Consider the following 22,693-nt stretch of genomic DNA (forward strand, 5'->3'; position numbering starts at 1 on the left):
GATTATGCGTTATAAAATTTCAACAGCTCGCTGACAATCGCTTCCTGCGTGCCTTCTACGCGAGTCTGGCGCTGCGTTTTCTCGAACAAGGACGAAATTTGCTCAGGGAAGGTCTGCTCAATGCTGCAAAGACGTATCGCCTCATCAAACTTGGCTGGATGCGCCGTAGCCAGCGAAATCGTTACATCGCCGCTTTGTGCACATTGATCAGCTGCCGCCACGCCGCAAGCGGAGTGAGGGTCAAGCAAATAATCGCTTTCGGCATTGTATTTGCTGATCGTATCGAGACATTCCTGCCCGCCAACGCCATGAGCGCCGAATTCGGCTTGAACCCGCTGCAGATCATCCCCAGAAATAACGAGCTTGCCTTCCTTGCGGAACTGGTTCATTAGCTCTGTAATCAGCTGCGGGTTTTCACCCAGCACATAATACAAATAACGCTCGAAGTTGCTTGCCACTTGAATGTCCATCGAAGGGCTGTACGTGCTGCGGAAATCTCCCGGCATGTACACGCCTTCCTTGATGAAACGCTCCAAAATGTTGTTTTCGTTCGTTGCCAAAATCAGCTTGTTCACCGGAAGACCCATGCGCTTCGCAAGGTAGCCCGCGAAAATATCGCCAAAGTTGCCAGTCGGCACGCTGAAATTGACTTCCTGCACATCCTGCTGCTTCGCAACCTGGAAGTAAGCATAGAAATAATAAACCGTCTGCGCCAAAATGCGCACAAAGTTAATGGAGTTAATTGCACAAAGATGGTTCGCGGACTTAAACTCCAAATCCGCAAACAAATCTTTAATGATGCGCTGGCAGTCGTCAAAATTGCCGTCGACCGACAGGTTCAAGACGTTGTCGTCCGGAACTGTCGTCATTTGCAGCTCCTGCACCTTGCTGACTTTGCCATGCGGATGCAAAATGCAAATTTTGATGCCGTCTTTTCCACGTACGCCTTGAATCGCCGATGCGCCCGTATCGCCGGATGTCGCGCCAAGAATATGAATCGTCTTGCTTTGCTTGCGGGATACATACGTATATAATTCGCCCATAAATTGCAGCGCAATGTCTTTAAATGCAAAGGTTGGGCCGTGGAACAGCTCCAGCAAATACAGGTTGTCCTTCAAGCGGCGAACAGGCGTAACGCCTGGATCGCGGAATGTTCCGTAGCTGGCATTCACCATCGCCCGCAAGTCTTCCGCCGGAATTTCATCATTCGTGAAATAACCGAAAATCTCCAGCACCAGCTCCTGATAAGACAGGTGCTGCCACGCCTTCAGCTTTTCAGCCGAAAAAACAGGAATTTCACTCGGAACGAGCAAACCTCCGTCATCTGCAAGACCCATTAGAAAAGCGTCGATAAATCCGATTTTGCCTACATTTCCTCTTGTACTAATATACTCCACCGGGTAATCCCTCCGACATTCTTTTGTAACATCATATCATCGTTTCCAGTTAAAATCGAATGGATTATTGAAATCTCGCCTGTATTTCATCGCCTAAACGCCTTTGCTGCGCTATACGGAATTGCCTGTTATTTCCGCGCGGACGATACAATCAGCTCATACAGCTGCGACAAGGTGTCGCGGCGCTCCTCCTGCTCCATCCGCTTAATGTATGCGGCGCGATTCCGGTAGACGTCTTCAATCGCCGACAGCAGCGTATCAGGCGTCACCTGCTCCTCATGCAGCACCTCGCAAAAGCCAGAAGACTTAAACGAATCTGCGTTAAGCAGTTGGTCGCCCCGGCTCTGTGCTTTCGTAAGCGGAATAAGCAGCATCGGCTTGCGCAAATGCAGAAACTCAAAAATCGCGTTCGAGCCGGCGCGGGAAAGGACGATATCGCTCATCGCCAGCACATCGGGAAGCTGCTCATTGATGTATTCGAACTGCTTGTAATCCGCCGTTTCTAGGGCTGGCTCCACCTGTCCCTTGCCGCATAAATGTACGATGCTGAATTGGCGGGTCAGCTCGCTAAGCGCACTGCGCACCGCCTTATTAATCGCCCGCGATCCGAGGCTGCCGCCCATAATGAGCAGAACAGGCTTCGCTCCGCCCGTCTCTACGCGCGCCGCACCCTTTACCTCTACTGCTGCTTTTACTTTTGCTGTTTCTACCGCAGGCTCTTCTGCTCTCACGCTTTTTCCCGAAATGTTCACGACCAGCTTGGCAGGATTAGTCGCATAGTCGGCGCTTTCCTTTGACGCCTGCACTTGCGGCGCCTGGCTTAGCGTCTGTAAGCTGCCTGCTGCACCTGAGGCTGTTGAGGCTTCTGCATCAGCTGCTCCGGATGCGGGCAGCAGACCGCAATAGGCTCTACCTCGCGAGGCTACGCCCTGCCTCAGCTCATCACGGATGACTGCGCCGACATAATGCGCCTTGCCTGAAGGCAAGTGCTGCGCTGTCTCGGGAAAAGTCGTACACACGCCCGTTGCAAAAGGGATCGCAATTCGGTTTGCCAGTCCCGGCGTCAGATCCGATTCATGAATAAGCACCGGCACCCGATTAAGCCAAGCGCCCAGCACAACCGGGACGGAAACAAATCCGCCCTTGGAAAAAATAACGTTCGGCTTCTCCCGCTGAATGAGCCGATAAGCTTGAAAAACCCCTTTGATGACCTTGAAAGGGTCCTTCACATTTTGCCAGTCCAAATAGCGGCGAAGCTTGCCTGTTGCAATACCATGATATGTAAGCTGCTCTAGTGGAGCAGTAAGTTGCTTTTCTATGCCGTTTTCCGATCCAATATAATGGATCTTCCAGCCAGCCTCCGCGAAACGGGGAATCAGCGCCAAGTTTACAGTCACATGGCCTGCCGTCCCTCCGCCTGTAAACATAATTTTCCTGCCCATTGTCCATAACCTCCGGTTCCTTGCTGACCATTCTCTTCCTTGCTCTATATATGTATGACGAAAAATCAGGAAATTGTCAACTCATCTGTCGTATACACCTATGCTCAGAGATCATATGGACGGAAGCATCGGACAAACGGAGCAGCCAGATGAGTGGAGCTCATGCTTCAATCCCGCTTCGCAGCTGGCTCATTCACAACTGCTGGAGCCGAAAAAGCATCCGCTCCCTCCCCCTGACCATCTTCCTCTACGTAACGCTTAAGCGCACCGAGCTTATTTTCCCAATAACGCTCGTAGAAAGCGAGCCATCGCTTTAGCTGCTGCAAAGGCTCCGCATCGAGCCGGTAACGGGTTTCCCGGCCAACCTTGCGCTCCTTGACCAGTCCCGCCTCTGCCAAAATTCGCAAATGCTTCGATACCGCCGTCCGGCTCATCTCATAATGGCTGCTGATGACAGTGACGGGCATCTCCTCATCTACAAGCAGCCGAAGCAGGCTGCGGCGGGTCGGATCGGCAATCGCTTGGAACACCTCTGCCTTCGGCTCCGCCGCCGCGTCGCTACTGCGCTTCGACATACGATGCCAGCCTTTGCTGAATGCCCGTCCAGCCCTTGTCCATATGGCCGCGCACAATTTCATGAGGCTGTCCAAACTCCGTCACTGTATCCGCATTCCAGCCGCTGTGAACGAGCGTAAACTCCGTGTCTTCTCCTACAGCCTTTAATTCGAAGGAAAGCGTCCAATCCTTGCCCCATTTGAAGGAGAGGCGGTTAGGCGAATCAATGACCGTTACCTTGCAGGAAGACTTTCCGAACGCGCCAGCTTCCAACTGAAACTCATAACCTTCCTCCGGCTGAAAATCATTGGGCATAAACCATGCGGCGATGCCCTCAGACGTCGCTACTGCCTTCCACACTTTGTCTATAGGCGCTTTAAGCACCAGCGTCTGCCGGATATCCGGCAGCGTATTTGCCGCTTCGCTGCTCATTGCTGATCGTCTCCTCTTATAATCGCTTTATCATCTAAGTATCATCTAAAGTTCTTGCGGACACCAAAGCCGTTATATACGCAAAATCATTGCAATTCCTATTCTCTCGGGCACCAGCGCTCTTATTTGTGCTTTTAAACGTCATTTTACGGCTCTATCGGGCAAATAACGCCTCTCCTGTCCGCTGCCTTAGGGTAAGTTCACTTTCTATAACAAATAACGGATTCTGTGTCCGTGAGGACGGGCAGACATTTGACTGCCTGTTGTCCTTTCATTCACTGCCTCATCTACGCCATCAGTTATGCAGCTAGTCATGCGTATACATACGAAACCATTAGGTTTCCCTTCGGATTTTACGAAACCTTTTGGTTTCATGTCAATAAGTACGGCTCCACATAGCTTAACCAAAATCTCCCTGTATGATTTTGATTAGTGGCGCGTAAATATGGTTACATAGATAACATGAGACACTACAACAGCTGACACAAGCCACACATTGGTGAACAGCACAAACACAAAGAGAAAGGCAGTGATCAATATGGGTTTTTTATGGACATTAATTATAGGAGGCATTATCGGTTGGCTCGCAGGAATGATCGTTGGACGTGACGTTCCCGGAGGCATCATTGGAAATATTATTGCAGGTTTTATCGGCGCATGGCTCGGAGGCTTGATCTTCGGCGAGCTTGGTCCGGTCATCGGCGGCTTCTATTTCATTCCAGCGTTAATTGGCGCAGTTGTACTGGTGTTCATTCTCAGCCTGATCTTGGCTGGACGAAGAAGACGATCATAATCGTTTAAGACCAATATTTTTTGAACAAATAAATGTAGAATAACTAAACAACCTGACGCCAGAAGGCATAATGTCAGGTTGTTTGGTTTTTCAGGGTATTTTTTTCGCAAGCATTTAACGACCATTAGCGACAAAACGCCATGTCGAAAAACGAATATCGTGTCATAATTTGTAATAATATATACTTTATTTTTCACTATGCTCAAAAAATATATTTATTCAAGAAATTGTTCAAATTACAAGACTTGTGTTGCTGCTCCGAGGTTGTTAATCTAGACATAGGCCTAAATGATCAGCCGTTGAAAAATCTAGCCTTTTACGCCATTCGGCGGGGGCTGGAATCGGTTGTAATTGGTTTTTAATATCTGTAAAATGTTTGTAGTTACCGAAGGTTAATAGGAGGTCCTCATGTTTGCTAAACGCCTTAAACAACTCAGAAAAAAAAGAAAATACTCCATGCAGCAACTAGCGGATACCGTAGGCGTGGCTAAAAGTACCTATGCAGGCTATGAATCCGGCTATCGGCAGCCTACTTTGGAGACCATTCAAAGCATTGCGAAGAAATTAATTACGACATCCGATTATTTGCTAGGATTAACGGACTATCCTGACCAACAGGAGCCGAGCAACAATGCCAAGGAGTTTTTCAACCATGAGCAGCTTCATTGGGACGGCGTTCCGCTGGAGCAGGAGGATTTAGAGCTTGTCCGGATGCTGCTTGAACGCGTTGTGCGCGACCGCACTTCATCCGGCGACCCTTCGCAAAATCCATCCTAGTCGGTGCCCCTTATCCGCTTGCTTGAACAGCGTTCAGTTTGTTGATGGCGCTGCTGCGAATTTCCGCTTTAATGGATTGATATTCCTGCGTCCACGTTGATTTTTTAGCAAAGGCTATACCAGCTTCCTTATATTCTGTTTCAGCCTTGTTAATTAATGCTTGGTATTGTTTATCGCAAGAAGCCTCTGCAGCAGCAATTTTCCCCAGCAGCTCCCCTTGCAACGCCTTTTCATCCAGTTCCGTGCTTTTGTTTATTGCCGCAACGACCTGTGTCATTAATTGATTGGCATTGCTGACGCATTTTCCTTTTAATGCGGATAGCTGTGACTCGTATTTGCTGCCCAGTGCTTTAGTCTTGCTTTGATCATCCTTCGCCGTGCTGGCAGTCTTGTCGCCTGTACCTGTACCCGTATTCGCTTTCTCGCCTGACTGCTTGTCTGACTCATCCGTTTCAGCTGCAACGTCCGTCTTGCCTGCCGAGCCTGCCTGAGAGGAAGCCGTCTCTTGAGCATTCGCCTCCGCAGCTTGCTTGCCCTCCTCGTCTTTCTTGGCCTGCTTTGCTTTTTCCAAAATCGCCTTGCGCTTCGCATCGTCCTTCTCGCCAACCGCTTCAATCGGATAGTTCACATCCACAATCGCCAAATACTTTCCATATTGCTTCGTAATGGAGCGCAGGGCGTCGATTTCCTCCGTCGTCAGCTTTGCCAGCAGCAAATCGCGTATCGCCTGCTTTTCCTCCGTCGTCAGCTCCTCGTCCGATTGCCCCAGCAAAATATACATTTCGCGGAATGACAACCCGGAGTTTAGCAAAATAGCGGCTACGTCCAGCGCGTCATCGCTTTTGATTGTTTTGCCTGCAATTTGCTCCGCTTTGCCCACCGCATTATCCAGTGAGGACGGCAGCTCCACCTGATTGCCCGCCCCTCCAGAGGCTGGCGCCGCTCCATCCTGCTCAGCTACTAAAGCGGCACGCCGCTGCTGGATATCCTCCAAGCTGATTGAGCTGATTTTCCAATAGAAAAAACCAACGGTGCCGATAAGCAAAATGGCGATCGTTGCTGTGGTTATTAAAATCGTTTTCCAAATGCGCTTTTTCATCCTGTATCCATCCTTTCTTACGCGAAAAGAGCCGGACAAAGGTGTTGTCACCTTTATCCGGCATTTGGGCCATCCTGCAGCAGGTTAAAACTTGAACAATAGCTTGCGCTATAGATTGATCAAACGATACAGCATGACCGCTGCTTCGGCGCGAGTCGTATTAGCATTGACCGGAAAGCTGCCCTGCTCCAGTGGCAGCAGGCTGTTTGCTGCCGCGAAAGCAACGCCCGCCTTCAACGATGGATGCAGGTTATCCGCATCTTTCAAATCGGCAAGTGCTGATTTTACATCGGCTGGTTCTTCCAGCCCCTTCGACAGCTTCGCTGCCCTTGCAATCATCGTCGCCATTTCAGCATGCGTAATGGTCGCCTCCGGCTCGAAGCGATTGCCGCTTCGGCCTTGGACAAGACCTTTCTCCACGGCTGTACCCACATACGGGGCATACCACTGGGTTAAAGGCACGTCTTTAAATGTGCTGGCTGATGAATCATTTTTAAAATCGAGCGAACGAATGAGCATTTTGGCAAACTCCGCCCGTGTCACCATTTTGCCCGGATCAAAACGCGAATCCTCCACACCGTCAATAATGCCTTTGGCTGCTATCGCTTCAATCTCCTTGCCTGCCCATTCATATACGCCGTCTAGATCTTGGAAGGATGGGGCCGATTGATCTTCAATCACCGCTGCTTGCTGCGTCGGGATAACAATCGACAGCTCCGTCTCAAGCGTATCCTCCAGCACGGCTTCTGTTACGGCTTCGGCTACAACTTCTGCGGCTGCTTCAGCAACGGCCTCTGTTACGGTCTCCGTCGCAGCTTCGGCAACAGCCTCGCCAGCATCTGAAGGAGCAAGTGCCGCTGTTTCATCGCTCTCGCTTCCCTCTTGCGCTCCCGCTGACGCTGACGCTGTCGAGCCGCTCAAATATTCGCTAAAATTGAAATAAGGCGTATTCACAATGTATCGGTCAATGCCGCTGCCCGTTTCCAGCTTGGAGAAGCTTTCGCCGAGCACCTTCCATACCGCTTCGCGGCGAGTCAAATAGTTTTGCATCACCTCAACCGGCGGCTTGAAAATGATATAGCCCTTGTCCACCGTAATAAATGGTGTAACATCGAATGTGTTTTCCTGCTTCCAGGTCGTCTGCAGCAGTTCTACCGCCTGGCCTAGCAGCACTTGCTGCTGCTCAGACGTCGACTGCGACCACTGCGCAATGATCGTATTCATTTCCTTGTGGTAATCGGCTAGAAGATCGTCCACTGGCACTTCGGGCTCTTCCTTGCCAAGCGTCACTTCCTTCTCGAAAAGCACTTTGCCGAGCAGGCTTGCCCGCAGCGTCGCTTTCGCAGAAACGACCGAGCCTGGTATCGTCACCACGCCCGACTGCGCAACTTTTACATCTTTGCTGCCTGCCGTTTTGGACCAGACCAGCAGTTCCTTTGGAACCTCACGACCAAAAATCGAGAGCTTGTACGTATGCTTTCGGCCCTCATGGTCGATTTCCACCGTCTCCTTCGCACCTGAACGCATATAAGCAATCATCATGGAGCGGATAGCCGGAACTTCCTTCTTAAGCTGCTTGCGGAAGTTAGTGACCGTATCTACCATGTCTTTTTTCGTAATGTCCAGCTTGGCCAATACAGCACTCACTTTGTAGGTCGAGGTATCGGATAGAACCGTTTCCAGAGCATCGCCCAGCAGCTTCGTCTGCTCGCTCTCGCTCGCCATTAGCATCAGCAGCTCGGTATTGCTTTTCTCCGAAACGAGCGAAGTCGTTTTTTGCTCCAGCGCATTCATAAACTGCATGGCGTCATCGACTGTTAGATGATTTTGCCTCGCGAGTGCTGCTACTACCTGCAAAGCGCCGCTATAGGCGGGATTTTTGCGAATCGCCTCCAAATTATCAAAAGAAGGATCATATTGCAGGCTTCCCGCCGCCACCATAAAGTCGAAAAGCGGCTGCTGAACGGAGGGATCTATTTTGCCGGATAGCTTATTCCATATCGGTGCAATCAAATCGCCATTGGCTTCAAAGCTGAGCGTTGCAATTTCGTCACGCAGGTCTCTGACCTCCTGTACGTCAGCCGGATCGCCCATTTGCAAATACTGATGCAGCTCCAGCAGGCGCTTGACAAAATCACTGCTGTAAAAGGAATCAGCGGCACCCGCATGCGCCGTCTGGACAAAGCCGAGCTTCTCCAGCACGCCCCGCTCGCTGAGCGGCAATCCGGACAGCGCCGTACCCGCAACAGCTGCCGCCAGGGCAGCGGATACGATTTTTTTCGTAAACCTCATTACGTCCTCACCTCTTCTTTCGATGATTAAAAGCCTGTTGAAAAGGAACTGCACTGCGTGGAAGGTTTGGTTTCCGATCGTTATTGCCCCCTGATTTCCTTGAATCAATCCGCTTAAGCGGTCGAAATCAAGGGGCAAATACGAACGCTCCCGCTTCTCCAACTCAAACCTCCCACTCCGCTTGCCTTTTCAAAAATCCTTCTAGCATTTCTTTTTTAACAGTAGGAAAAGCAGCGGTGAACACTATGTATCACCTATTTGAAACCGTTCAAAACCGTTTAAATCTATTGAATTCGCTGGTTTTTCATCAAGCTAATCCAACTAATCGACTTAAATCAATTCATGTATCGCAATGTCTTCGATGTTCATCATAGGTCTGCCCACCGGATAGTAGGCAAACAGCGTGCCTTCCAGCTGCTCTTTGCTGATCGCATTGCGGCCGTCAATGAGAATGGGGCTCGCCATGACGCGTTCTACTTCCTTGAGATCGAGCTTCGTATAGTCCTCCCACTCCGTGAGCAGGCAGACAGCGTCGCATTGCTTCGCTGCATCAAGCGCGGAATCGCACCATTCAATAGATGGGTGATTCAGCAGGGAACGGAAATTTTCGACCGCAATGGGGTCAGTTACACGTGGAATCGCTCCAAGCGCAAGCAGCGATTCAATAATTTCAATCGCGGGCGCTTCCCTTACATCATCGGTTTCCGGCTTAAATGCAAGGCCCCAAATGGCAATGCGTCTGCCATGCATGCTGCCTAGCGCCCGTTTGAGCTTGTCGATGACGCCGTAGCGCTGATGCTGATTGACCTCTACGACCGACTTGAGCAGCTTGAAGTCATATTCGACGTTGCCCGCTATTTGAATGAGAGCCTTTGTATCCTTCGGGAAGCAGGACCCGCCATAGCCGATGCCGGCACGCAGGAAGGAGGAGCCAATCCGGCGGTCCAGCCCCATGCCGTGGGCAACCTCCGTCACGTCCGCGCCTACCTTTTCACAAATGTTGGCAATTTCATTGATAAACGATATTTTCGTAGCTAGAAACGCATTGGAGGCGTATTTGATCATCTCGGCGCTGCGAATATCCGTCATAATCAGCTGGTCGGTAAACGGCTTGTGCAGGCTTGTCAGTACCTCTGCTGCACGCGTGCTCTCCGAGCCGATAACGATGCGGTCTGGATTCAAAGTATCCTTGACGGCTGAGCCCTCGCGCAGAAACTCAGGAACGGAGGCAATATCGAACGGGTAATCGCTGATCGCTGCCACAATGCCGCGAACGCGTTCGTTCGTGCCGACCGGCACTGTGCTTTTCACAACAACAACCTTATAGCCGTTGAGCGCATAGCCGATTTCACGCGCTACCAGCTCGACGAACCGCATATCTGCCTCGCCATTAGGCAGTGGCGGCGTGCCTACCGCAATAATGACAACATCCGCCAGAGCCATCGCTTCTGTCAGATCATCGGTGAAGGAGAGGCGACCGGCCGCCGTATTGCTATCGGCCAGCTCTTTGAGCCCCGGCTCATAAATGGGAATTTCACCGCTGCGAAGGCGCTCGATTTTGCTTACATCCTTATCGACACAGATGACATGATTGCCTTTCTCCGCATAACATACGCCCGATACCAACCCTACATATCCCGTTCCTATCACTGTTACGTTCATCAAGCTCCAGCTCCTATCATTTATTTTAAAATATTCTATTATAAAATCGTCTCCATATCGTAGAGCAGCGCCGTACGAATGGCTGCCAGCCTGCGCCTGCAGCGCACCTCGCTCCATTCCTTCGCTCCGTAATAAAGCCGCAGCGACGTTCCTGCTCCGGTAGGCTGCAATGCGCACCAAGCTCCATCCTCGAAAACATATTTGATCACATTTGCTCCCAGCTCCTGATTCGCGGCTTCCTTGCTGAAGCCCAGCGCTTTCACGCCGTGCTCCTCGGAATCATAAATACTGAGAATCCGCAGCGAGGAAAGCTTCTCCGGCACTTCGCCCCGCAGCTTGCGCATCACATTGCGCAGCCGCTGCGAGCCTTCAAGGCCGGGAAAGGACAGGCTGACCTGATCCTCCAAATAAAAGCCATATGCCTCATAAAGCTTGTACAGCTGATCCCATAATGTCAGGCCGCGGCTTTTATAAAAAGCCGCCATCTCTGTTGTGAGCAGCAGCGTCTGCATCGCATCCTTATCTCTGACGAACGCCTGCGGCAGGCAGCCGCCCGTCTCATCAAAGGCGAAAAAAAACTTTCTCGCCCCGAGCTGCTCTTCTTCCGCTATACGAGCGGCAATATGGCGGAAGCCCGGCGGCGTCTCTACGATATGAAGACCGTAGCGCCTTGCTATCGCTGTGCTAAGCTCCGTCGTTAGCAGCGACTTGTAAAACGTTGCTGGGTAAACCGGCTCATTCGCCCGCTTCTGCGTACAAAGATATTCAAGCAGCAGACTACCCAGTTGGTTCGCAGACAGCAGGCGGCACTTGCCGCTTTTGTCCCTTGCCATTGCACCAAGCTGCTGCGATTCGGGATCGGTCGCCATAATCAGATCCGTCTGCTTCCGCTCGGCCAGCAGCAGCGCCTGCCTGTAAGAATCGGGATTGTTAGGGTCCGGCTCATCGATGGTCGGGAAAAGCGGGTCTGGCTGAAACTGCTCTGGCACGCTCTCCACATCGCGATAGCCCATTTGCTTCAGCAGCGCAAGCGGCGTCTGCCCTCCGCTGCCATGCAGCGGCGTATAAATGACGCGCAGACGCGTGCGCCCCGCTCGAAAGGCAGTTGGGCGAACGATGATGCCCGCAAGCTTGTGGTGGTAAGCTTTGTCCACCTCCGTACCGACGAGTACAAGAAGCCCCTGTCGCACCGCTTCCTCCGCATCCATCAGCTTGATCGCAACCTCCTCCTCGATGCCCTCCATGCGCCTTGCTACGAGCTGGTTGTATTCCGGCGCCATAACAGCGCCATCTGAGCTGAACAGCTTGACGCCATTGTAATCATAAGGATAATGGCCGGCTGTAATCATCAGCCCGGCTGCCGCATGCAGAAAACGGACAGCGAAGGAGAGCTCTGGCGTAGGACGGGCCTGCTCGAAAAGATAAACCTTCACTCTGTTTTTGGCCAGCACGAGCGCTGCCTGTTCCGCGAACACCCGCGATAAAATTCGGCTGTCAAAAGCAATCGCAACACCGCGCTGCTTCGCCTCCTCGCCGCCGCTGCGAATTTCCCCAGCAAGCGCCAGCGCGATGCGGCGCACCGTGTAGATATTCATCCGGTTCGTTCCTGCGCCCACCTTCTCCCGCACGCCTTCCGGCCCAAGGTGAAGATGCTTGTAGAAGCGGTCGGTCAAATCGCCAGCTCCAAGCTCTCCGAGCTCTTTTCGAAGGTAAAAGGGCAGTTCTGCTTCCCTCCAGCGCTCGTATCTCCGATCAATCGCATAATCCAGCTGCTCTGCAATAGCATTCATCATCCTGTTAGCTCCTTCAAATCATGCAATATTGCATAATGTCATTCCAATCCGCTTCCAGCCTGACGCTCTCCTCTTCTACAAGCTGCGTTCCTCTCATCACCTCGATCATTTCCATCGGTGTCCGGGCAAGCAGGCAGTGTCTGCTGCCCAGAGGGATGTTAATAATGTCGCCAGCCTTTAAAGTCCGCAGTTGATCATCGAGCATCATTTCGCCTTCGCCGGACAAAATCGTCCACACCTCGCAGCGATTGTTATGATAGTGATAGCTGAAGTTTTTCCCTCTATCGAGGCAGACGCGCTTCGTCATGACCTCGCTGCCGTCCGGATATTTCAAATAATCAAGCACGATATAGTAGCCCCATCTGCGTTCTTCGTACATCGGGCGCTTGTCGCGATTTTTCAGCACTTCTTTAATACGCGGACTGGACGCCTTGTCGGACACCAGAATGCCGTCAGGACTCGCAGCGACGATGGCATTTTTGATGCCAAGAATCGTAATCGGAATTCCAAGCTCGTTAATGACATGCGTATCCGTTGCAAGCTCTGTTGTAATATGCTCGCCAAGCTCCGACGTTCCCATCTCTTCCGTCAGTGTGTTCCAGGTGCCAAGGTCTTTCCAGCAGCCGTCAAAAGGAAGCACGGCGACCTGCTTCGCCCGCTCCACGACCTCGTAATCGAAGCTTGTCTTCACCAGCGTGCTGTATTGATTGACGAGCTCATCGTATTGAATTGGAATCCGCTTCTCGATCAGCAGATTAATCAAATAGCCCAGCTTGAAGGCGAACACGCCACAGTTCCAAAGCGCTCCGCGCTGCATCAGCTCGGATGCCGCGTCCTCGCGCGGCTTTTCAGTGAAGTGCCGGACAAGCCGGTACGAGCGGGCATTGCCTGTTTCTGCGTCAATCACTTCCGCTTCCATGACGTCGCCTGCCGCATTAATAATCAGCTTAGGCTCGTCAGTCTCCGGCACGATGTAGCCGTATTTTTCCGATGGGAAGGTCGGTTTGACGCCCATCAGCGCCATATCGCAGCCAGAATCGTGAATGACCTGCGCAAGCTCGCTTATTTTATGGAAGAAGGCATCCTCCACATAGGGGTCAACCGGGAGAATCGTCACGACTTCATCCAGGCTGACTCCAGCAACGGAGTACAAATAAACCGCCGATAATGCGATAGCCGGGAATGTGTCACGACGCTCCGGCTCAATAATGAGCGGCACCGACAAGCCCGCATGCACGCGAATCATTTCCTCCTGCGCCTTGCCGGCGGCGATATAGGATGAGCGTTGCAGGCCCGTCTCGCCAAGCTGGCGCCATACCCGCTCGACCATCGATTCCTTTAGCCCGCCGGGCCCATCCAAAATTCGCAAAAATTGTTTCGACCTTGCATCATTAGACAGCGGCCACAGCCGTTTGCCTGAACCGCCGGATAAAAGAATCAGCTTCATTGGTTTTGCTCCTCCTTTTGCAATTGAAACTGTGGTGAAGTAAAGCTGCGCTGCACAAGCGTAAACGGCTTTGCCGTCCTCTGGCAGTAATGCTAACGTTTCGCGGTGAAATATAAGCCAAGTATAAAGAGAATACTTATACTTTCTTATATTTTGAAAAGCTCCGCTTTTTCACCACGCTTCAAAATGCTTCAATATAGCGGCACTAGCTTTACGCCGCTTTCTCTACCTTTTTCTTCACCTGCCGCAGCAAGAGCAGCATCGACAGCATCGCTTTTTTGCCGCCCTCGAAACGGGTCAGCACAGCCAGCAGCCCCGATAGTACGCTGCCTCTTGCCGTCCAATTTTGCTCCAGACTGAGCTTGACGAGCCGCTTCGCCTTATCCATGTCCCGTTCATTTACAATGGCGGAAACACCGAGATTAAACAGCTTGAGCGCGAGGCGCTTCGATCTTTTCAGGAAAAATAGGGCATGCACGCCGTAGCGGTCAATCAGATCGCGCCCTTCGCGAATACGAAGCTCAGCGCACTGTCTGCCCAGCTCAGCAAGATATTGCTGCACCATCATTTTTTCAACGGAGCCGCTTACGCCGTCAGGCAATGTGTATCTGCGATACAGCAGCTTCTCGACGAGCGCAAACTCCGTGACGAGCCCCATCCGCAGCCATAAATCGTAATCCTGCGTGAACTTGAACAGCTCGCGGTAGCCGCCCGCCTGCTCGTAAGCATCGCGGCGGAACATAACCTCGCCGTGGGTGTAGAAGTTATTTTGCAGCAGCTGATCGATGCCCTTAATGCCCTGCTTGTACTTGTTATAAATCGTCGTTGTGTTCGTCACCTTGTTGACGTTCTCGACGATACAGCCAACGACACCAACATCCGGCCTGCTTTGCAGCACCTTTACCTGCTCCTCAATACGCTCTGGGAACGAAATATCGCCAGAGCCATGAATGGCTACGACTTCGCCCTTGCTCTGCTTCACCGCTTCAATGACCGAACGGGTGAAGCCGCGATTGCTGTGGCTGATCAGCCGAATGCGCGGATCTTCAAAAGCTTCCAGCGCCTGCAGCGTGCCGTCCGTCGAGCCGTCATCAACCAAAATAATTTCCGTATTCGCATACGTCTGGTCAAGCAGGCTTTGAATCGACTCCTTCACTTGATTGACCCGGTTGTAATACACCGTGATGATCGATACCAGCATGTCCTCATCTCCGTTATCCTTGGCCCTTTAGCGGCTTCGCAGCTTCATGAAACGAACGCCGATTGAGCCGATTTTACTTTTGATTTGCGTCCAGTCCTCTTTGTTTAAAATTAAAAGCCTGCTCAAGCTGATTGATTCACGCCTTGCGTAAAAAATAATAAAAGCGACGCCCGCATACATGTAGCTGATGCTGGAGGAAATCGACGCCCCAACCGCCCCGTATTTGGGAACGAGAATGAAATTAAGCACGACGTTCATAATGAGTGCAATAATCGATACCCGCAGCGAGAACAGCGGCGCGCCTCTGCCCGACAGGTCCGAATGAATCAGCTTGAACAGCACCATGGCGATGATGCCCGGCAGCAAGTAGCGAATAACCTGTCCCGATTCGGCAAAATCAGCGCCATACAGCAGGCGGATAAACAGCGGCGACATGAACCAGAAGAAGACGCCGAACACGATAAGTACAGGCATAATGACGCGTATCAGCTTTGCCGTCCGTTCTACTGCCGCCTGACTGCTGCTTGAGCTTGCGCTGCGTGAAAATAAAATGAGCCCAATAGCAGCCGGCAGCTGCCAGATCAGCTCTGCTAGATTCGTGCCAACCGAATAAATGCCGACCTCGATGACATTCGTGAACCGCTCCAAAATAATGACGTCCACCCGGTAATTAAGCTGAATAATGAACAGCGCAAGCGCAAAAGAGAAGCCCTGCCGCATCATCTGCTGCGGAATGGGGTGAATGTATTTGAACTTGAATTTCACTTCGCCCAGCAGCAGCTTCATGGAGTAGCCTAACGTGAACGCCGCCATCAGCAGCTGCGTCAGAGCCGCTCCGAGAACTCCCATGCCAAGCGCCCAGACAAAAATAAGCAAAATGATGAAATTAAGTGCCGTCTTAATAATTTCCACCTTATTAATGCTGCCAATATTGCCTTTGCCCTGCATAATGCCGCGTAAATATTGAATCGCTAGATTGACGGGCACCGTCAGCGTACAAATGACGAGCAGCTCCCAGCTGTACTCTCCTCCATACTGGAGCAGCAATATACCCATAACGACAGCCACACTGAGGGAGGAGGAAATTAACCACATAAATAATAAGGTCGATACAATATCGTTATAGTTAAATAATTTTTTACCGATGAGATAAGCAGCCGCCTGCCGGATGCCAAGATCGGCGATTGTCACAACGAGCGTAGGGATGACGAGTATGGCCGTTATCATCCCTTTGCCTTCGGGACCCAGCAGCCTGGCTGTCAGTACCGAAACGATAAAAGCTCCGAATAATACAAGCAGCCGGGTGCCGATCGTCGTTAAAATCTGGAACAGCATGCTAGTGGTTCACCTTCATAATCTGCGCGCCCAGCGCTGTGAAAATTTCAGTGAAGTTGCCGTAGCCCCGCTCCAGCTGATACAAATTCGTAATCCGGCTTGTCCCAACAGCAGCCAGCGCAGCAACCGCGACCGCCGCTCCGCCGCGAATATCGGTTGCAACAAGATCGGTGCCATACAGCTCATCTACGCCGTGAATGACAGCTGTCTGTCCCGCTGCCCCATTGACGCAAAGGAAGCCGCCATCCTTCACCTCGATGTTCGCGCCAAGCTTATTCAGCTCGTAGCAGTAGGAGAAACGTCCATCGAGAATCGTCTCCTTGAGCTCGCTCGTGCCGCTTGCATTCATCATCAATACGGTATGCAGCGGTTGAATATCGGTATGGAAGCCCGGATAAGCAGCCGTCGTGACGTTCACTGCTTCCAGCGGCCGATTCCATTCCACATAAATGCCGTTGTCGATCTCTTCTATTTTCAGGCCCGCCTGCCGCCATACGGCTACTTCAGACTCCAGGATGCGGGTCGTTGCATTGCGAATCGTTGCCGAGCCTTTCGTTGCACCAACTGCCGAAATAATCGTTGAAGCGATAATACGGTCGCTCATCACTGTAAAGTCTGCGCGGTGCAGACGATCTACGCCCGTAATTTGCAGGCTGTTCGATGACAGCCATTCAATATTTGCCCCCATATCGTTCAGCAGCTTGATGACATCCAGCACCTCGGGATTGCGGGCGGCGTTATGCAGTTCAACAACCGCATTCGAACGAACGGATGCGAATAAAACGTTCAGCGTCCCGCCAAAGGTTGGATACGGGAACGTAATAACCGTCCGTTCCTTCGGCTGGCTCTCGCGCAAGTGAAGCCCCAGCTCGCTCTCCTCCATCGCGAAGCCAAGCTCCTGCAGCGCGCTGACGTGCATGTCATGCTTGCGGCTGCCAATGTTGCAGCCGCCCGGCAGTGGCAGGAACAGCGAGCTGCGCCAGTGCGCCGCCGCTCCGAGCAGCAGCAAGGAGTGGCGGATTTTGCCCGCCAGCTCGGCATTCAGCGTACCGCCCATCCACGCGCTGCCCTTGCAGTGAAGCTCGTCGCCTTTGATTTCGACGTTTGCGCCGGAATCGTTCAGCAGCTTGATCAGCTTGGCTACATCATTTAGCTCAAGCGGCACATTATGCAGCACGACCTCCTCATCGGAGAGGCAGGCGGCCACAATAGCGGGCAGCGCCGAGTTTTTGGCACCGGGAAGCGACACTTCACCTGAAAGGGGATAACCTCCCTCAATTAATAAATAAGGCTCCGAAATCCTTTTTGTGCCGAGCGCTCTTGAATGAGCTTGTACCATATGCTTTCTCTCCCTTTTTAAAGGGGGCAGAAAAAGGAACATCGCTGCGCGAAAAGGCTGGTTTCCGACCGCTGTTGCAACTTCATTTATTGAATCAACCGCTCTAGCGGTATAAATCAAGCTGCAAAAATCGGACGTTCCACTTCTCCAACCAGCCTTTTCACTCCGCTCGCCTTTTCCCTCACCCTTTTGTTTTATTTATACGAACAACACTTCTGGCTCCATTTGGATGCCGAGCTGCTTGGCTACTGTCGTCTGCATCAGCTCAATGAGCCGCTTTACGTCGCTGGCTGTTGCACTGCCTTGATTAATGATCCAGTTCGCGTGCACCGTACTAATCTGTGCGCCGCCAATAACAAATCCTTTCAACCCGACCTCTTCGATCAGTCTGCCGGGATGCGGGCCTTCGGGCGGGCTTTTGAAGGTGCTGCCCACCGTTTTGACATTGATAGGGAACTTGCCCTTGCGGATATCCGCCGCCCGCTTCGTTGCTTCCATCACCTGCGCTGAATCCGTTGCGGGTTCAGCCCGGAAGCGCGCGCTCACAATAATGTGCCGCCGATCCAGAAACCAGCTCCGGCGGAAGGAAAACTGCAGCTCCTCGGCGCTGCTCGTAATCACCTCGCCCGTGTCGCTGACATGCGTGACGCTGCTGACGACATCGCCGATTTCCTTGCCAATGCAGCCAGCATTCATGACGAGTCCGCCGCCTACACTGCCGGGGATGCCAGCCATAAAATCAAATCCGGCGATGCCTTCGTTCGCCATGGAATACGCCAGCCTTGGCAGCGCTACTCCAGCTTCGGCGTACAGCTCGCCATCCTTAAGACCGTATTCCTTCAAGCCTTTGCCGACATGCATGACGACGCCATCAAAGCCCTCGTCGCCTGCAAGCACATTCGAGCCATTGCCGATAATGAGCAGCTTCCAGCCAAAACGCTCGCAGATCGCCGTTACAAAACGAATGTCCTCCACGCTTTTCGGAACGACGTAATAACGGCAAGGGCCGCCAACGCTCATCGTCGTAATGCGGCTCAGCGGAACATTCGCTTCGTGCACAATATGTTCGAACAAGCTCTCCACTCCTCTGTCCTCGTCTTTTTCGATTAATATCGCTGCATGATAGAGCACAGCTAGCACAAATACAGCAGCTGGCCGCTGATGCTAGGCTGCAAGACTACGCTTTGCTGCCCACGCTGCGAGCGGCTTTGCTAGTTTTGCTGCTTCTTGGTGAAGCAGGTGCGCCCAGCGCCGCTGCTCCTGGCAAGTTCGCTGCCCGCAGCGCCTCAGGTGCGCCTGCACCTTTGATATGCGCCTCCACTACGGCAAGCATCGTATCAATGCGCGATTCCCAGTCATGCTTTTTCGCTTCGGCGACGCGATCCATGATCAACTGCTCGTAATTGCCAAGCAGTCCCTCATTCAGCGCCAGCCCCAGCTGCTTGTCGAAGGCATCAGCATCTGCCGCAACATAGCAGTAGGAGTAATAATCCCGAACCGCTGGCAGCGGCGTCATGACAACCGGCTTGCCTGCTGATAAATATTCAAAAAATTTCATCGGAAACATATTCGTCGTGTATTCGTTGATGACGTTTGGCAGCAGGCAGGCATCGAAGCCTTTCAAATAACCCGGCAGCTCGTTGTACGGCTTCGGCCCGATCAAATGAATGTTCGGCGTCTGGCCAAGCCGATCTGCATCGGTCCAAGGATCGCCCTCTCCCACCTGTCCAATGAACACAAAATGCACATGAGGGTTGCGGGACGCGACCTTTTCGATCAATGCCAAATCCAGCTTATAGCCGCTAATGGCTCCAATGAAGCCGACCTTGGGGCCCTTCATCTGCAAAAGCTCCGCGGGAATGTCCGTATCCGGTGACAACGCCTTGTTAAAATGATTGAATTCCGCTACATTCGGGCTGTAATAGGTGCTTTCGTTAATCGCCTTGCGCGTCTCATACAGATTGGGAGCCGTAGCAAACACGACATCAACATCCTCCACCAGCCGCGCTTCCTGCTCCTTAATAATTTGCTCGGGCATGCCGGGCTGCGCGGAAATTTCATCTACACAGTGGTAAACCGACAGCTGCTCGCGCATATTCAACAGCGGCTGCGTCAGCGGATTGTATGTCCACAGCACGTAATCCTCCATCCCAAGCTTCCGGGCGAAATGCTTCACATACTGCCGGACAATAAAAAAGTTCAGCTTCCGAACGAAGCTGAACCGCTGATAAGGGATGACGACTGGCGACCATACCCATAGATTTGTTTTTTTCTGCTGCAGCCCGCTAAAAAATTGACTGAGCCGCTTTATAATGCGCTTAATATCCTTGCCATTGCTTGAAGGCTTGCGGAGGCCGAGCGAATTCAGATACAGCACCTGATGTCCGCGGCCCGCAAGCCTGTCGGCAATATGCTGCTTATTCGTCCAGAAGGGGTTATCCCAATCGGCGGTTGACACAATAATAAATGGCTTAGACATGCTGCTTCTCTCCAATATATTGTTTATAGAGCTGCTCCAGCTTCTCCGTCTGCAAGCGCAGATCGAACTGCTGCTCAACAAAGGCGCGGCCATTTTGTCCAATGGCTGCGCGCAGCGGCTGGCTGGTTACGAGCATATCGAGCTTTTCTTCCAGCTGGGCGGCGCTGCGCTCCTCTACCAAATAGCCGGTTTTGCCATTTTGCACCGCATCCTTAATACCTCCGCTGCTGGTGGCAACAACAGGTAGACCCGTTCCGGAAGCTTCCAAAATGACCATGCCAAGCCCTTCCTGATCGCCATCCTTCGCCGTTACGCTCGGCAAGCAGAAAATATCCGAATCGCTGAGCCGCTGCAGCACCTCATGGTGAGGTATGCTGCCAAGGAACGTTATTCGCCCGCTCCCGGCTCCCGATGCAGCAAGCTCAGTCAGCTCCTGCCTCAGCGGTCCGTCTCCGGCAATGACGAGGCGCACATGCTTGCGCCGGGCTGCCAATCGGTGGAACGCTTCAATTAAATAAGCGATGCCCTTCTTCTCGGTCAGCCGGCCAACGGTCATAATCGTAATCGTGTCACGGTCCGGTGCTTCCCGATAAAAAACCTTATTCAAATCGATGCCGATGTAATGGATTTTGATCTTTTGCTCGGGCACGCCATGCGCCATCAGCTTCTGCTTAATATGGTTCGATACGGCAAGGAACAACGTCGTGTCCCGCACAAGCCGCTTAAACTTCACATAATAGACGAGCCAGGAAAGCGGCCCAGGCATCAGCTTCGGGAGTCGTGTAATATCGTACCCGTGAAACGTAGCGAACAGCGGAATGCCGCGCTCCTTGCAGACGGGAACCGCATATACCGCATCTACCCCGAAGTGGGCATGCACAAGCTCAATCTCGCGCTGCTCAACGATCCGGTTAATATGACGAGTCGAGGTCAGTGTCAGCGTGTAAAGCAGCTTCGTCAGCTTCTTCTGGAGCGACGACCCTGCTGCGCCCACAATTGTGTTAATGCTCCATTGATTAGGGAATTTATCGCGATTCGCGACCTCCCGGGTAATGACCTCCACCTGCACATTCCGATATTGATTCAGCTGCTCATAAATAAACGTTTCCGATGCAGGCAAAAAGGTATTTCTCAGTACGCCAATCCTCATCATTTCCCTCCAACTTCTGCCGTCTGCGGCATCAAAGCCCGCTCCTGAACCGCTTGGCCATTGCCGCTCCCCGCCTGATTTCCGCTCTGGCTTCTGATATCGTTGCTGCTTCGCGCTTCATCGCTATCCTCCCGCTGCTCGTACAAAATAAGCCCCGCAAGAAAGAAAAACACGGATGCGACCCGCAGATCATGCAGGAAAAAATTATCAAACATTCCTTGCACGATAACGAACAGTGCTGCTCCTACTACACAGCTGTCAAGAGCCGAGCCCGTGCGATAATAACGGCGAATGCCGCGCCACAAAATGCCGAAAAGCAGCAAAATGAGGGCAATCAGTCCGAACAAGCCGCTCCAAGTCCACATAATGACAAACAAATTATGCGGTGGATATTTGCTGCTGAAGCCGACTGTCGCTGCGTAGAAAGGAAAAATCCGCTCCCAGCCGCCATAGCCAAGGCCCAGCAGCGGATGCTCGGCAAAGTTTTGGAAGGTGAATTTCCAAATGTAGGTCCGGGGATCGCCTTCGATCGCATCGGCATTCAGCCTGCTCGTCAAGTTCGTAATAATGTCGCCTGTAACGATAAAAGGTATGATCGCTGCGGGTATGACAAGCAGCAGCGACAGCTTGAACAGCTTTTGCACGCGGAACCGGATGCACACATAAGCCAGCACCACAATGCCTAGCGCGAGCACGCCAGCTCGTGATTGCGTCGCCAGCATAGCTCCTAAATAAATGAAGCAGATGCCGAGCTGCAGCAGGCCGCCCTTGCGAAGCAGCAGCGACAGCGCAATACAAAGCATCATGCCGAAAAAAACCGAAGCCACATTCGTATTAACGAACAAGGTTCCCGCTTTAAAGGGGTCCAATATATTAGCTTTAATATCTACATTAATCAACGCCGCCAGCGTATTCGGCTCGATCAGGAAGCTCGCGATCTTCGACCTTAAAAATTGCAGCTCCTGGTCAGGCGCAATAATAAAATAAATGTTCAGCAAGCCAATCGGCAAATACACATGCTGAATACCGCGCAGCGTCTGCTCAACGGAGAGCCCGCGAGCTCGGTAATAGTAGCCCGCCAGCAAAGCGAGCAGACCTATGATGGAATAGGCAATCAGCTTAAAGCCGAGTACCCGGTCCGGGGCATAAATAATGCCCACCGCCATCGCGATAAGCAGGGCGACATAATATTTAACAAGCCGCTGTGTGCGAAAATAATGCATCAGCTTTCCTTGCGACGCCGAGCGCAGCAGAAGCATAACCAGCACGAGACTCGACAGCGTTACCGAAACCGCAAGCGGCAAATACAACTGGTAGGCCAGCAGCGCCGGGATGACGACATAATAAACGGCGTCTTTCCTAATCGCGACATAAGCGAGCGCTCCAGCAGCAACGAACAGCAGCACGTAAATATGCTGCACGGAAGCGAGGCATATAACGCCCAGTGACAGCAGCATTGCGGCATAAAGCGCCAGCTTGTTCGGCAAACGGGCAAGCATC

At 52.2% G+C, this 22,693-nt stretch carries 18 protein-coding genes; 2 read left to right on the forward strand and 16 right to left on the reverse strand.

Features of this window, described 5'->3' with window-relative positions; translation table 11 throughout:
• Positions 1–2: 2 nt before the first annotated feature.
• The 4 genes from thrC to ACSR9A_RS20120 form a co-directional block, all read right to left on the reverse strand.
• Entirely contained in the window at positions 3–1,397 is a 1,395-nt protein-coding gene (thrC, locus tag ACSR9A_RS20105) for a threonine synthase (protein ID WP_473759154.1), read from the reverse strand.
• A gap of 128 nt (positions 1,398–1,525) precedes the next feature.
• Complete coding sequence (locus tag ACSR9A_RS20110; RefSeq protein ID WP_473759155.1) at positions 1,526–2,839, reverse strand: glycosyltransferase; 1,314 nt, start codon at positions 2,837–2,839, stop codon at positions 1,526–1,528.
• A 167-nt stretch (positions 2,840–3,006) separates the two neighbouring features.
• Complete coding sequence (locus tag ACSR9A_RS20115) at positions 3,007–3,414, reverse strand: ArsR/SmtB family transcription factor (RefSeq protein ID WP_473759156.1); 408 nt, start codon at positions 3,412–3,414, stop codon at positions 3,007–3,009.
• On the reverse strand, positions 3,398–3,826 hold the full coding sequence (locus ACSR9A_RS20120) for an SRPBCC family protein (RefSeq protein ID WP_473759157.1): 429 nt from the start codon (positions 3,824–3,826) through the stop codon (positions 3,398–3,400). Before ACSR9A_RS20120 ends, ACSR9A_RS20115 begins: the two co-directional genes overlap by 17 nt.
• A 538-nt stretch (positions 3,827–4,364) precedes the next feature.
• Here ACSR9A_RS20120 and ACSR9A_RS20125 point away from each other — a divergent pair.
• On the forward strand, positions 4,365–4,619 hold the full coding sequence (locus ACSR9A_RS20125; protein ID WP_473759158.1) for a GlsB/YeaQ/YmgE family stress response membrane protein: 255 nt from the start codon (positions 4,365–4,367) through the stop codon (positions 4,617–4,619).
• A 408-nt stretch (positions 4,620–5,027) separates the two neighbouring features.
• Entirely contained in the window at positions 5,028–5,396 is a 369-nt protein-coding gene (locus ACSR9A_RS20130; RefSeq protein ID WP_341279554.1) for a helix-turn-helix domain-containing protein, read from the forward strand.
• A 10-nt stretch (positions 5,397–5,406) separates the two neighbouring features.
• Here ACSR9A_RS20130 and ACSR9A_RS20135 read toward each other — a convergent pair whose 3' ends face one another.
• The 12 genes from ACSR9A_RS20135 to ACSR9A_RS20190 all read right to left on the reverse strand — a co-directional run bounded on the left by ACSR9A_RS20135 (position 5,407) and on the right by ACSR9A_RS20190 (position 22,692).
• The gene (locus tag ACSR9A_RS20135; protein ID WP_473759160.1) at positions 5,407–6,495 is read right to left on the reverse strand and encodes a hypothetical protein; all 1,089 of its coding nucleotides are present in this window, start codon (positions 6,493–6,495) and stop codon (positions 5,407–5,409) included.
• 108 nt (positions 6,496–6,603) lie between these two features.
• Positions 6,604–8,787 carry an S-layer homology domain-containing protein gene (locus ACSR9A_RS20140; protein WP_473759162.1) on the reverse strand — a complete coding sequence of 728 codons (2,184 nt, stop codon included), beginning with the start codon at positions 8,785–8,787 and terminating at the stop codon, positions 6,604–6,606.
• Between the two features lie 330 nt (positions 8,788–9,117).
• Positions 9,118–10,449, reverse strand: a complete 1,332-nt coding sequence (locus ACSR9A_RS20145; RefSeq protein ID WP_473759163.1) for a UDP-glucose dehydrogenase family protein — start codon at positions 10,447–10,449, stop codon at positions 9,118–9,120.
• Between the two features lie 38 nt (positions 10,450–10,487).
• Positions 10,488–12,242 (reverse strand): phospho-sugar mutase, encoded by a 1,755-nt coding sequence (locus tag ACSR9A_RS20150; protein WP_473759164.1) that lies wholly within the window; start codon positions 12,240–12,242, stop codon positions 10,488–10,490.
• A 13-nt stretch (positions 12,243–12,255) separates the two neighbouring features.
• Positions 12,256–13,689 (reverse strand): sugar phosphate nucleotidyltransferase, encoded by a 1,434-nt coding sequence (locus ACSR9A_RS20155; protein WP_473759165.1) that lies wholly within the window; start codon positions 13,687–13,689, stop codon positions 12,256–12,258.
• A gap of 211 nt (positions 13,690–13,900) precedes the next feature.
• Positions 13,901–14,890 carry a glycosyltransferase gene (locus ACSR9A_RS20160; protein WP_473759166.1) on the reverse strand — a complete coding sequence of 330 codons (990 nt, stop codon included), beginning with the start codon at positions 14,888–14,890 and terminating at the stop codon, positions 13,901–13,903.
• A 27-nt stretch (positions 14,891–14,917) separates the two neighbouring features.
• Positions 14,918–16,225: an oligosaccharide flippase family protein gene (locus tag ACSR9A_RS20165; RefSeq protein ID WP_473759167.1), complete on the reverse strand. Its 1,308-nt coding sequence runs from the start codon at positions 16,223–16,225 to the stop codon at positions 14,918–14,920.
• Position 16,226: 1 nt separating this feature from the next.
• Positions 16,227–17,564: a UDP-N-acetylglucosamine 1-carboxyvinyltransferase gene (locus ACSR9A_RS20170; protein WP_473759168.1), complete on the reverse strand. Its 1,338-nt coding sequence runs from the start codon at positions 17,562–17,564 to the stop codon at positions 16,227–16,229.
• 198 nt (positions 17,565–17,762) lie between these two features.
• Positions 17,763–18,638, reverse strand: coding sequence for a UDP-N-acetylmuramate dehydrogenase (gene murB, locus ACSR9A_RS20175; RefSeq protein WP_341279563.1), 876 nt, complete (start codon positions 18,636–18,638; stop codon positions 17,763–17,765).
• Between the two features lie 103 nt (positions 18,639–18,741).
• Positions 18,742–20,043 carry a glycosyltransferase gene (locus tag ACSR9A_RS20180; RefSeq protein ID WP_473759169.1) on the reverse strand — a complete coding sequence of 434 codons (1,302 nt, stop codon included), beginning with the start codon at positions 20,041–20,043 and terminating at the stop codon, positions 18,742–18,744.
• Positions 20,036–21,193 (reverse strand): glycosyltransferase, encoded by a 1,158-nt coding sequence (locus tag ACSR9A_RS20185; RefSeq protein ID WP_473759170.1) that lies wholly within the window; start codon positions 21,191–21,193, stop codon positions 20,036–20,038. Before ACSR9A_RS20185 ends, ACSR9A_RS20180 begins: the two co-directional genes overlap by 8 nt.
• Positions 21,193–22,692 carry an O-antigen ligase family protein gene (locus ACSR9A_RS20190; protein WP_473759172.1) on the reverse strand — a complete coding sequence of 500 codons (1,500 nt, stop codon included), beginning with the start codon at positions 22,690–22,692 and terminating at the stop codon, positions 21,193–21,195. Before ACSR9A_RS20190 ends, ACSR9A_RS20185 begins: the two co-directional genes overlap by 1 nt.
• Position 22,693: the final 1 nt, after the last annotated feature.

This window comes from Paenibacillus sp. R-74696 (assembly GCF_055814915.1).